Origin of the sequence: Listeria innocua (assembly GCF_028596125.1) — a bacterium.
GTDB classification, from domain to species: domain Bacteria; phylum Bacillota; class Bacilli; order Lactobacillales; family Listeriaceae; genus Listeria; species Listeria innocua.
On sequence record NZ_CP117229.1, the window covers coordinates 1,500,080 to 1,512,402 of the forward strand.

Below are 12,323 nucleotides of genomic sequence, written 5' to 3' on the forward strand. Positions count from 1 at the left end.
GCTCGCTTTCTATTTTTGACAGTGCGGGCAAAAATGCGTCCCGCGTCCATTTAGTTTAATTTTTTCAATTGGTGTACCGCAAATAACGCACGATTCCCCAGTTTTTCCGTACACTTTTAATTTATCTTGATATTGTCCTAGTTTACCTTGTGAATTCACGTAAGTTCTTACAGTGGAACCGCCAAGAGCAACAGCTTCAGTCATGATACTTTTGGTCGCTTCAAAAATACGATTAATTTCTTTATCAGACAGCGAGTTGGCAGCTCTCTCTGGACGCACTTTTGCTTCAAAACAAATTTCATCCGCATAAATATTCCCAACACCAGCAACTAATTTTTGATCAAGTAAGGCTGTTTTGATAGCTCTACTCGTTTTTTTCACACCAGTTGCAAAATCAGCTAATGTAAATGCAGGGGTTAAAGGTTCTGGACCTAGTTTTTTTATCGATTTTGTTTCTGACTCGCCGTATTTATTCGTCACTTCCATTGTCCCAAACTTCCGCACATCTAAAAAGCGCAATTCGGTATGATCTTCAAAATGAAAAATTATATGCGTGTGCTTAGTAACCTCCTCGTTCTCATCCATTAAACGGAATTTACCTTCCATACGCAAATGGGATAAAATCGTACAATTTGTTAAGTCAAATAGTAAAAATTTGCCGCGACGACGCACTGCTTCTATTTCTTGCCCGACAAGCATATGGACAAACTCGTCGGGTGGTGTTGCTACTATCATTTTGGGAACGCGGACAATCACTTGATCTATTTTTTTACCTGGGACTAATTCTTGTAATGTTGCGCGGACATTTTCTACTTCCGGCATTTCTGGCATATATAAACTCCCCGTTTCTCTATTTATTTCGCGTCATACCAAGTATCGCCAAATGCGCTATCAACTTTAAGTGGCACAGAAAGTTCTACCGCATTTTCCATTACGTCAGGTACAATCTCTTCTAATTTTGCAATTTCTGCTTCAGGTGCTTCAAAGATAAGCTCATCGTGCACTTGAAGTAATAATTTTGCTTCTAAATTCTCAGATTTTAAGCGTTCGCTCATGAGAATCATTGCTTTTTTTATAATATCCGCGGCACTACCTTGAATAGGTGTATTCATTGCCGTTCTTTCCGCAAATCCTCTTACATTGAAATTGCGGCTGACGATTTCCGGAATATACCGACGACGATGTAAAATAGTTTCTACGTAGCCTTTTTCTTTCGCAAAACGAACAATATCTTGCATATATTCTTTTACAGCTGGATAACTCACAAAATAACGATCAATAAAGTCTTTCGCTTCTTTTCTCGTGATACCAAGGTTTTGAGAAAGCCCATAATCACTAATGCCGTATACGATTCCAAAGTTTACTGCTTTGGCTTGACGACGCATTAAAGAATCAACTTCATCTTGTTCTACATGGAAAACATCCATCGCTGTTTTTGTATGAATATCATAGTCGTGTTTAAACGCATAAATTAAATTCTCGTCTTCAGAAATATGCGCTAAAACACGCAATTCTACTTGGGAGTAATCGGCGGAAAACATTTTCCAACCAGGTTTACTTGGTACGAAAACTTGTCTGATTTTCCGGCCTTCTTCTAGGCGAATCGGGATGTTTTGTAAGTTCGGATCTACAGAGCTTAAACGACCAGTTTGTGTTAACGTTTGGTTGAAACGAGTGTGTACTTTATGCGTTTCTTTGTCAGTTACTTTAAGCAAGCCTTCAATGTAGGTAGATTGAATTTTACCTAGTTGACGATATAATAAAATTTCATCAATAATCGCATGTTTTCCTGATAAACTCTCTAGTACATCCGCTGCGGTTGAATAACCAGTTTTGGTTTTTTTCACTGGAGGGAGTTCTAGTTTTTCAAATAAAATGACACCCAATTGTTTCGGTGAATTAATGTTAAATTCTTCGCCAGCGAGTGAATGAATCGATTCTTCTAATGTTTTCAATCTACCAGCTAATTCTACTTTCATATTTTCTAAGCGTTTAGTATCTACGCTAACTCCTTGCATTTCCATTTGAGCCAAGACAAATGTCAGTGGTAACTCTAAATCTTCCATCAAAGCTAATTGCTCATTTTCCTCTAAATCATCTACTAATCTTTTCTCTAGTTCAGCAATTGCTACTGCTTTTCTGGCTAAGTGGGCAGCAACAATGTTCTCTTCCGGCGTGCTTCGTTTAGCACCTTTTCCATAAATTGCTTCGTCTGTTTCTACTTCTGTATAATCATGTCTCACAGCAACACTTGTAAAGTCATCAATGGAATCTGATGGATTTAGTAAATAAGAAGCTAACATAATATCAAAAGTGACACCTTTTATAGCAAAACCAATTCGGTTCATCGCTACCATTGTTTTTTTCGCATCATAAACGACTTTTGTTTCGTCACTTTCCACCCAATTACGGAAAACCGCACTTTTTTCTGCAGTTTCCTTCGTAAAGAAGTATGTTCCTTGGCTAGAATGAACAGTTAATCCAATAAAGTTTGCGGTATGATAATTATCATTTTCCAGTTCCACATAAAGCGCGGTTTTCCCACCAAAGTGTTGTTCTTTTAATTCCGTTACTATTTCAAAAGATAGTTCTTTTAATTCTTTTGCTTCTTCCGCTGTATCTCCTTCGATGTTTTTTAAAAGCGTTGTGAAGTTCATTTCTTTTAATAGTGGGATGACTTTTTCTGTTTGATAGCCATCATATTTCGTACTTTCGACTGTACATTCAATTGGTGAATCTACATTGATTGTCGCAAGTTCTTTACTTAAAATAGCTAATTCTTTATTTTCTAGTACTTTTTCTTTTAATTTTTTACCTGAAATTTCTTCAGCATGTTCAAGGACACTTTCAACTGTACCGCCAAATTCATGCAAAAGTTTCAAGGCTGTTTTTTCACCTACGCCAGGAATGCCGGGAATATTATCAGATGAATCTCCCATTAAACCTTTCATATCAATGATTTGCGATGGTGTTAAGTCATATTTTTCTTTTAAGGTTTCTGGAGTGTTTGTTTCCATATCAGCTATACCTTTTTTAGTAATATAAACAGTGGTTTTCCGAGAAGCAAGTTGAGTTAAATCGCGGTCTCCTGTTATAATAGCGACTTCCATTCCGTCTGCTTCTGCTTTTTTTGTTAACGTCCCGATAATATCATCGGCCTCGTAGTTAGCAAGTTCATATTGCGGGATATCGTAAGCTGTTAAGAGCTCTCGGATAAATGGAAATTGCTCGGATAATTCACTTGGCGTTTTTTGGCGACCACCTTTATATCCTTTAAATGTAGTGTGGCGGAAGGTTGTTTTTCCTGCATCAAAAGCAACGAGCACATGGCTAGGCTTTTCTTTTTCAAGTACGTTCATCAGCATCATTGCAAATCCGTACACCGCATTTGTATATACACCTTTATCATTATTTAAGAGCGGCAACGCATAAAACGCGCGGTTCGCAATACTATTTCCATCAATTAATACTAATTTATTCACAGGGATATCCTCCTCGATATTATCATTCACTTGTGTCTATTTTACCATAGGAACATAAAAACAAACCACTTATCCGAATGGGATTAAATGGTTTGTTTAAAATACGTACATTTCCTTTATAAAAAGATATTACGAACTAGTTTTATCGTTTAAAATTGACTTATTTTAGAAGTTTTTGATTAACTCGTCCGCAAATTCCGAACATTTAACTTCTGTAGCTCCATCCATTAATCTAGCGAAATCATATGTTACGGTTTTTGCAGCGATAGTTTTTTCCATAGAGTGGTTAATGAGTGCTGCTGCTTCACCCCAGCCAATATGTTCAAGTAGTAATGTTCCAGATAAAATAACAGAAGATGGATTGACTTTATCAAGACCAGCATATTTTGGAGCAGTACCATGTGTTGCTTCAAAAATCGCATGACCAGTTAAATAATTAATGTTCGCTCCTGGAGCAATTCCAATTCCACCTACTTGAGCAGCAAGGGCATCAGAAATGTAATCTCCATTTAAATTCATCGTAGCTACTACATCAAATTCAGCTGGACGAGTGAGGATTTGTTGTAAGAAAATATCTGCAATCGAATCTTTTACTAATATTTTCCCAGCAGCAAGCTCTTCTTTTTGTTTTGCATCAGCAGCTTCTGTACCTTCTGCTTCTTTGATACGATCATACTCATTCCAAGTAAATACTTTATCGCCGTATTCGCGTTCACATAAATCATAGCCCCAGTTTTTGAAAGCTCCTTCAGTGAATTTCATGATATTTCCTTTGTGTACAAGTGTTAATGATTTGCGACCTTCTTTAATCGCATATTCAATCGCTGAACGGACTAAGCGCTCTGTTCCTTCTTTTGAAATTGGTTTAATCCCAATACCAGAAGTTTCCGGGAAACGAATTTTATCCACGCCAAACTCTGATTTTAAGAAATCAATTAATTTTTTCGATTCTGCACTACCTTCTTTAAATTCAATTCCTGCATAAATATCTTCTGTATTTTCACGGAAAATAACCATATCAGTATCTTCAGGACGTTTTACTGGTGACGGAACACCTTTGAAATAACGCACTGGACGTAAACATACATATAAATCTAACTCTTGGCGTAAAGCGACGTTTAGAGAGCGAATACCGCCACCAATTGGTGTTGTAAGCGGTCCTTTGATAGCAATTAAATACTCATCAATTGTATCTAGTGTTTCTTGTGGAAGCCATTCGCCAGTTTGTTTAAATGCTTTTTCGCCAGCTAGAACTTCTTTCCAAGCAATTTCTTTTTCGCCATTGTAAGCTTTTTTAACTGCCGCATCTAAAACGCGTTTTGCAGCTGCCCAGATGTCTGGACCAGTTCCATCTCCTTCAATAAAAGGAATTACTGGGTTGTTCGGTGTTTTTAAAATACCATTTTCTACTTGAATTTTTTGACTCATAAAACTTGTTCCTCCTCCATTAAATTCGTTCTTCTACAGGTAAATAACTTCTATTTTCAGGTCCAACGTAGATAGCACGTGGACGAATAAGACGATTATCACGATATTGTTCAAAAATGTGTGCTAACCAACCAGAAACACGGCTTACAGAAAATACTAGCGTGAATAAATCGCGGTCAATCCCAAGCGCGTGGTAAACGGAAGCAGAGTAAAAGTCAACATTAGGTTTTAAATGTTTTAATTCCCAAACAGCTTCTTCTACTTGCAGTGAAATATCAAACCATTTTTCTTCGCCTTTTTCAGCAGTTAATTTTCTAGACATTTCACGTAAATGTTGGGCACGCGGATCCCCACCTCGATAAACTCGGTGACCAAAGCCCATGATTTTTTGTTTAGTATCGATTTTTTCTTGGATATAATTACGCACATCGCCAGCTGCATCGATTTCTTCTAACATATCAAATACACGTTCGTTCGCACCACCATGAAGTGGGCCTTTTAGCGCACCAATAGCAGATGTTACACCAGAATAAACGTCCGAAAGCGTTGCCACACAAACTCGAGCTGTAAATGTAGATGCATTAAACTCATGGTCTGCGTGCAGTACTAGCGCTTTGTTCATTGCTTCTACCGATAACTCATCCGCTTCTTCCCCTGTAATCATATAAAGGAAATTTGCTGCCATATTTAAATCTTCTCTTGGCGGAATGGGATCAAGTCCGCGACGAATTCTTGAAAAAGCAGCAACAATCGTTGGCATTTTCGCTTGAAGACGTAGCCCTTTTCGGTACACAGCTTCCCCATCATCTAATTCTGCTTCGGTGTCAAACACACCTAACATCGATACCGTTGTTCTTAAAACGCTCATTGGATGCAATTTTTGATGATTTTGCATTCTTAAACTTGTAATAATGGTTTCAGATACTGCCATATTTTCTTGGATTTCTAATTTAAACTTTTTAAATTCTTCTTTATTTGGCAAACGTAAATGCCATAATAAGTAAATCACTTCTTCAAAAGAAGCATTATTTTCCATCAAATCATCAATACCGTAACCAACGTACGTTAACATATCATCAATAATAGAACTAATGGAAGTCTCAGCAACATATACATTTTCCAACCCTTTAGATAACGTCATTTCGTTTCCTCCTTTTATCCTTTTTTACTTATGTATTTATTTTATGAATGCAACTAACTGCATTGCCATATACGCAATACCCGCTGCAATTACCGGTCCAGCAGCAATCCCTCTAAACAGTACTACTGCTAAAATCGTTCCAAATACAAGTGAAACAGTTACTTGTGGATCAACGGCCATATAGCCTACACCCTTTTTCGCTAAAATAGAAACAGCAATTCCTGCCCCAAGACCAATCCAGCCAGCTGCCGATTTAAAAGAATCAATTAAATCTTTAAAACCGATTTGACCAGTCGCAATTGGAATTAAGATAGCAACAGTAATAATCGTTACGCCCCAATTAATTCCTTTAGCTTGAATCAGTTCCATTGCTTTACCATCGACGTGAAATAACTTCAATAAAATAACGACAGCTACCGCAATAATAAGCGAATTATTTTTTGCTATAAGTCCAAGAAGTAAAAAAAGAAGTAAAAACAACATACTTTCCGTAAACATACTAAGTCACCTTTCAATATCACGCATCTAGGAAGCGAGATAACAATTATTATATCATAAACATACCTTATAGTAATACTAAAATGCCATAAGGAAAATGAATTACCCTTTTTTCAACTAAACCTCTATAGAAAGTTTTTCCCATAGAGGTTTCAATTACATATCAAAATAATAATATTGTGTGTGTTTCTTTTGATTTCCAAGCCATTTCGTTAATTTAGGTTTTAATAGTTTACGAGAAAACGGGATAAAAATAACTAGCCCTAAAATAGTTGTAATAACTCCTGGAATAATTAATAGGAAACCCGCGATAAAAAAGCATAGGCTATCTAATAAATATGGTGCTACTGTTCGTCCATCACGTAAATTCCGGAAAAGGTTGCCTCCAAGGCGTTTGAAAATAAAAATACCAAAGGCGCTCGAAGCTATTTGAATAAAAAGAAGTGGCCAAAAACCGATTACTTGGAATAGCCAAACATACATAATCAATTCTATTAAGCCATATAAAGCCCAATAAAGAATAAATTTTCTCATAAAATCAACTCCAATACTTAATGACTATTATAACCTATTTTGGCGCAATCGAAAAACAATACAAGCGTAGACACAAAAAAAGCGCCCCGCTAGCGGGACGCTTTTTAGAAAGGTTAATTTTAGTGAGTTGCTGTTTTGCCGTTATATACAACACCTTGACGAGAATCAACAGTGATGATTTCACCGTCTTTTACAAGGGATGTTGCGTCTTTAGCGCCAACGATGACAGGAATGCCAAGGTTGATTCCAACAACTGCTGCGTGGCTAGTTAAGCCGCCTTCTTCGACAACAACTGCAGCACTTTTCTCGAATGCAGGAAGGATTTCTTTATCAGTTGTTTTAACGATTAAGATTCCGCCTTCTTCTGCTTTTTGAAGAGCTTCTGCATTGGATTTAGCAACTACTGCTTTACCAATAACTGATTTGCTGCCAATACCTTGGCCTTTAACTACTTTTTCACCAATTAATTGGATTTTCATAACGTTTGTTGTTCCACTTTCTGTAACTGGAACACCAGCAGTGATGATGATTAGATCGCCTTGTTTCGCAACACCAGAAGCAAGAGATTCTTTTACTGCAAGGTCGAACATTTCGTCTGTATTGCTAACAGGAGTAGCTAGACGAGGATATACGCCCCAAGAAAGAGCTAATCCGCGATATACATGTTCGTTGAATGTTACAGCAACGATATGAGATTTTGGACGGTATTTAGAAATCATACGAGCTGTGTGACCACTTTGAGTCGCAGCAACGATAGTTTGAACGTTTAGGTTTTTCGCAGTATGGCCAACTGCTTGACCGATAGCTTCTGTCATATCTGTATTTTCATGAAGTTTAAGTGCAAATTTATCTTGAGCAACTAGAACTTCCTCAGTACGAACAGCGATTTTCGCCATCATTTTAACTGCTTCTACTGGATAATCCCCAGCAGCTGTTTCACCGGATAACATAATAGCATCTGTTCCATCAAAAATCGCATTCGCTACGTCACTTGCTTCAGCGCGAGTTGGACGTGGGTTACGTTGCATGGAATCAAGCATTTGTGTAGCAGTAATAACAGGTTTACCAAGTTTATTACATTTTCTGATAAGTTCTTTTTGTACAATCGGAACTTCTTCAGCTGGAATTTCAACGCCTAGGTCACCACGAGCAACCATTAAGCCTTGAGATACTTGTAAGATTTCGTCGATGTTGTCAACGCCTTCTTGGTTTTCGATTTTAGGAATGATTTGTACGTGAGTTGCGTTATGCTCTTCTAAAATTTTAGTAATTTCAAGAACATCTGTAGCACGACGTACGAAAGATGCAGCGATAAAGTCAATACCTTGTTCTAAACCGAAGCGGATATCAGCAGCATCTTTTTCTGTGATTCCTGGTAGGTTGATAGAAACATTCGGTACGTTAACACCTTTTTTATTTTTAAGTACACCTGGGTTAAGTACTTTAGTTACTAGTTCGCGATTAGCTTCGTCTTTTTCGATTACTTCAAGACCGATTAAACCGTCATCAAGTAAAATGGAAGAACCAATTTCTACGTCATCATAAAGTTCTCCGTAAGTTACAGAGAATTTTTCTTTTGTTCCTTCAACAGGAGTCATAGATACACGTACAACGTCACCTGTTTGGAATTCTAATTTTCCGCCGACCATGTCGTTTGTACGGATTTCTGGACCTTTTGTATCAAGTAAGATAGCAACTTGTTTGCCAGTTTTTTTCGATGCTTCACGGATATTTACAATACGCGCACCGTGCTCTTCAAAATCTCCGTGAGAGAAATTAAGACGTGCAACGTTCATTCCTGCTTCGATCAACTGAACTAATGTGTCAACTGACTCACTTGCAGGACCAATTGTACAAACAATTTTCGTTTTTTTCATGTTATTACTCCTCCTAGAACTTAGCTATTCATTCGTATTCATTATAAACATATATTACCTATTTTACCAGTCACAACCTTGCAAAACAAGTAAGTTTGTGAATAAGAGCGCAATTGTGAAGCATGGTAACGATAACAAGAAAACGTTTTCCAGATTGTTACAGCATGCTTGATTAACAATTGACTTCTCTTTTTTCTCAAAGTCTATTTTTATACGTTACTAAAATTTTTCACAAAGAAAGGCTACCATGCTTTGTCATGGCAGCCAGCTCTTCAGCCGTTTTAAATCGACAAAATAGATGCAAGATCAAATAATTTTTGATCAAGAGTGTGTTTTTCTTTTAAAATTTCACCAATATTATTTTCGACAATTCTATTTTCACGGATTCCAACAGCTAATCCTCCGCGGTTTTCTAGCAATAATTCTACTGAGCGCGCACCAAGACGACTTGCAAGTACACGGTCAAATGCAGTTGGGCTACCACCACGTTGAACATGTCCAAGAACAGTTACACGTGCATGATAATCGCCATATTCAGCTAGTTGTTTGGCAAACTCGTTACCAGACATAACTCCTTCAGCAACTACAATAATACTATGTTTTTTACCACGTTCGCGACCTTTGTTTAAACGATCCACAACATCGTCCATGTTAAAGCTTTCTTCTGGAACGATGATAGCTTCAGCGCCACCAGCAAGGCCAGACCAAAGTGCGATATCACCTGCGTCACGACCCATAACTTCAATAATGAAAGTACGTTCATGACTTGTCGCTGTATCGCGGATTTTATCAAGTGCATCAAGCACAGTGTTTAGCGCTGTATCAAAACCAATAGTAAAATCAGTTCCAGAAATATCATTATCAATTGTTCCTGGGATACCAATAGTTGGGAATCCACGTTTTGTAAGTGCTTCCGCGCCGTGATAAGAACCATCTCCACCGATAACAACTAAGCCATCGATTTGATGTTTTTTCAATTGTTCAATTCCTTTAAGTTGTCCTTCTTCTGTAGCGAATTCAGGATATCTTGCAGAATAGAGGAAAGTTCCCCCACGGTGAAGTAAATCACCAACTGAACCTAATTCTAATTTACGAATATCGCCATTGACTAGCCCTAAAAAGCCATAGTTAATACCGTAAACTTCAAGTCCTTCATAGATTGCTTTCCGTACAACAGCGCGAGTGGCTGCATTCATTCCTGGAGCGTCTCCTCCACTTGTTAAAATTGCAATTCGTTTCATTTTACTTACCACCTCAGACAATGATATTGTTTTTCATCACATGTGTTTATTCTACATGAAAAAAGGTCAAATGAAAAGCTCCAACAGAACACTTTTTTAAAGCGTAACCGCTTGCACATGCGCTTTTTCATATCGGTCTATTCCATTTCACCCGCAAAATGGCTTTCTACCTAAATAACACTTTAATTGGTCTATACTTGTGAACTTATAAACTTTCTTTTCTACATTACTATATAAAAAGAAGATGATTCCTTAAAAATAAGAGAATCATCTTCTTTTGGACTTTATAAAGTTTCGTAAACGCCGATTTTTTTGAATTTATCGTAACGTTGCTCAATTAGTTGCTCTTCAGAAAAGGCCATTAATGCATGAAGGGATTTCGTGATAGTTTTATTAATTTCTTCTGCTTGTGCTGCTAAATCGCGATGAGCACCGCCTTTTACTTCAGGAATAATCCCATCAGTAATACCTAGTTCGTATAAATCTCCTGCTGTGATTCGCATAGACTCCGCTGCTTTTTTGGCTAGACTTGCATCTTTCCATAAAATTGCTGCGGCGCCTTCTGGTGAAATAACAGAGAAAACAGCATTCTCTAACATGAAAATTTGGTTACCAAGGCCAAGAGCTAACGCACCGCCACTTCCACCTTCACCAATAACAATAGAAATAATTGGTACTTTCATATCGCTCATTTCATAAAGGTTTCTAGCAATCGCTTCACTTTGACCACGTTCTTCTGCAGCGCGACCTGGATAAGCCCCTTTAGTATCAATGAAGCAAATAATTGGTCGACCAAATTTATCTGCCTGTTTCATTAAACGAAGCGCTTTGCGGAAGCCTTCAGGATGCGGCATACCAAAATTACGATGTAAATTATCTTTAGTATCTTTACCGCGTTGGTGACCAATAACTGTGACTGGAGTGCCTTTAAAAGTAGCAATTCCACCAACTATTGCAGCGTCATCTCCAAATGTCCGGTCGCCGTGAAGTTCCATAAAGTCTTCGAATAAAAGCGAGATATAATCAAGTGTTGTAGGTCGTTCTGGATGACGAGCCACTTGAAATTTGTCCCAAGCAGTCATATTACTATAAATGCTTGCTTCTAATTTAGCTAGACGCTTCTCCAACTTCTCGATTTCATTCGTTAAGTCTACATCTGATGTTTCATTGTATTCTTTTAAGTCTGCAATTTTACTTTTTAATTCTAAAATTGGTTTCTCAAATTCCATTTCATTCGCCATCAGATTCACCTCCAGCTTCAGGTGTTTTCACATGGATTTTTAAAATAAAGCTTAATTTATTTTTTAAATCAAGACGTGAAATACAGTCATCTAGTTGTCCATGTTTTAATAAGAATTCCGCTGTTTGGAAATCTTCTGGTAGTTCTTCACGAACAGTTTGCTCAATAACTCTTCGTCCTGCGAAACCAATAAGTGCGCCTGGTTCTGCAAAATTATAGTCTCCAAGTGATGCGAAACTAGCCGAAACACCACCTGTTGTTGGATGTGTCATCACAGTAATGACAAGACCACCGTGATTGCTAAACCGTTTAAATGCTGCAGAAGTTTTTGCCATTTGCATTAAGGAAAGCATTCCTTCCTGCATACGCGCGCCACCAGAAGCTGTGAAAATAACAAATGGTTTATTTGTTTTATCGGCTTCTTCTACCCCGCGAAGGATTTTTTCGCCAACTACTGACCCCATACTCGCCATTCTAAAGCGCGAGTCCATAACAGCAATCACAAGCGGATTACCATCAATGGTAGCATGACCAGTAACAATCGCTTCATTCAAACCACTCTTCTGCTTATCTTTCTCAATTCGATCCATATAATTTTCAAAACCAAGTGGATTTGCCGTTGTTAAATTAGCATCAAGTTCTTCAAACGAACCTTCGTCAACTAACATATCAATTCTAGCTGTTGCTCCAATTGGATGGTGAAAACCACAATAATTACATACCATAAGATTCTTTTGCAATTCTTTGGTATACATTATTTTTTTGCATTCTGGACATTTTGTCATAATACCTTCTGGAACATCCGCTTTCGTCCCATCAGAAGGAATTGTGGCATATTTTCTCTTTTTTGGTTTTGTAAACAAGTCTCCTAGCAAGGATAAC

At 37.6% G+C, this 12,323-nt stretch carries 10 protein-coding genes; all 10 read right to left on the minus strand.

Annotated elements, in window-relative coordinates; genetic code table 11:
* Positions 1 to 9: 9 nt before the first annotated feature.
* The 10 genes from mutM to accD all read right to left on the minus strand — a co-directional run bounded on the left by mutM (position 10) and on the right by accD (position 12,316).
* Entirely contained in the window at positions 10 to 831 is an 822-nt protein-coding gene (gene mutM, locus PQQ29_RS08020; protein WP_033532995.1) for a DNA-formamidopyrimidine glycosylase, read from the minus strand.
* A 23-nt stretch (positions 832 to 854) separates the two neighbouring features.
* Complete coding sequence (gene polA / locus PQQ29_RS08025) at positions 855 to 3,482, minus strand: DNA polymerase I (protein WP_010991607.1); 2,628 nt, start codon at positions 3,480 to 3,482, stop codon at positions 855 to 857.
* 165 nt (positions 3,483 to 3,647) lie between these two features.
* Positions 3,648 to 4,910: an NADP-dependent isocitrate dehydrogenase gene (icd, locus tag PQQ29_RS08030; protein WP_187984130.1), complete on the minus strand. Its 1,263-nt coding sequence runs from the start codon at positions 4,908 to 4,910 to the stop codon at positions 3,648 to 3,650.
* Positions 4,911 to 4,929: 19 nt separating this feature from the next.
* A complete protein-coding gene (gene citZ / locus PQQ29_RS08035) occupies positions 4,930 to 6,051 on the minus strand; it encodes a citrate synthase (protein ID WP_003771989.1) in 1,122 nt (373 codons plus the stop codon).
* Positions 6,052 to 6,087: 36 nt separating this feature from the next.
* The gene (locus tag PQQ29_RS08040) at positions 6,088 to 6,549 is read right to left on the minus strand and encodes a DUF441 domain-containing protein (RefSeq protein ID WP_003762446.1); all 462 of its coding nucleotides are present in this window, start codon (positions 6,547 to 6,549) and stop codon (positions 6,088 to 6,090) included.
* A 156-nt stretch (positions 6,550 to 6,705) separates the two neighbouring features.
* A complete protein-coding gene (locus tag PQQ29_RS08045; RefSeq protein WP_003762447.1) occupies positions 6,706 to 7,083 on the minus strand; it encodes an FxsA family protein in 378 nt (125 codons plus the stop codon).
* A 119-nt stretch (positions 7,084 to 7,202) separates the two neighbouring features.
* A complete protein-coding gene (gene pyk / locus PQQ29_RS08050) occupies positions 7,203 to 8,960 on the minus strand; it encodes a pyruvate kinase (RefSeq protein ID WP_003771992.1) in 1,758 nt (585 codons plus the stop codon).
* 281 nt (positions 8,961 to 9,241) lie between these two features.
* A complete protein-coding gene (gene pfkA / locus PQQ29_RS08055; protein ID WP_003762450.1) occupies positions 9,242 to 10,201 on the minus strand; it encodes a 6-phosphofructokinase in 960 nt (319 codons plus the stop codon).
* Positions 10,202 to 10,485: 284 nt separating this feature from the next.
* On the minus strand, positions 10,486 to 11,442 hold the full coding sequence (locus PQQ29_RS08060) for an acetyl-CoA carboxylase carboxyltransferase subunit alpha (protein WP_003771994.1): 957 nt from the start codon (positions 11,440 to 11,442) through the stop codon (positions 10,486 to 10,488).
* Entirely contained in the window at positions 11,432 to 12,316 is an 885-nt protein-coding gene (gene accD / locus PQQ29_RS08065) for an acetyl-CoA carboxylase, carboxyltransferase subunit beta (RefSeq protein ID WP_010991609.1), read from the minus strand. Before accD ends, PQQ29_RS08060 begins: the two co-directional genes overlap by 11 nt.
* Positions 12,317 to 12,323: the final 7 nt, after the last annotated feature.

Excerpts from the sequence above, each read along its gene's own strand:
- icd (WP_187984130.1), bottom strand. The coding sequence starts at position 4,910 with ATGAGTCAAAAAATTCAAGTAGAAAATGGTATTTTAAAAACACCGAAC.
- citZ (WP_003771989.1), bottom strand. The coding sequence starts at position 6,051 with ATGACGTTATCTAAAGGGTTGGAAAATGTATATGTTGCTGAGACTTCC.
- PQQ29_RS08060 (WP_003771994.1), bottom strand. The coding sequence starts at position 11,442 with ATGGCGAATGAAATGGAATTTGAGAAACCAATTTTAGAATTAAAAAGT.
- PQQ29_RS08045 (WP_003762447.1), bottom strand. The coding sequence starts at position 7,083 with ATGAGAAAATTTATTCTTTATTGGGCTTTATATGGCTTAATAGAATTG.
- pfkA (WP_003762450.1), bottom strand. The coding sequence starts at position 10,201 with ATGAAACGAATTGCAATTTTAACAAGTGGAGGAGACGCTCCAGGAATG.
- PQQ29_RS08040 (WP_003762446.1), bottom strand. The coding sequence starts at position 6,549 with ATGTTTACGGAAAGTATGTTGTTTTTACTTCTTTTTTTACTTCTTGGA.
- mutM (WP_033532995.1), bottom strand. The coding sequence starts at position 831 with ATGCCAGAAATGCCGGAAGTAGAAAATGTCCGCGCAACATTACAAGAA.
- pyk (WP_003771992.1), bottom strand. The coding sequence starts at position 8,960 with ATGAAAAAAACGAAAATTGTTTGTACAATTGGTCCTGCAAGTGAGTCA.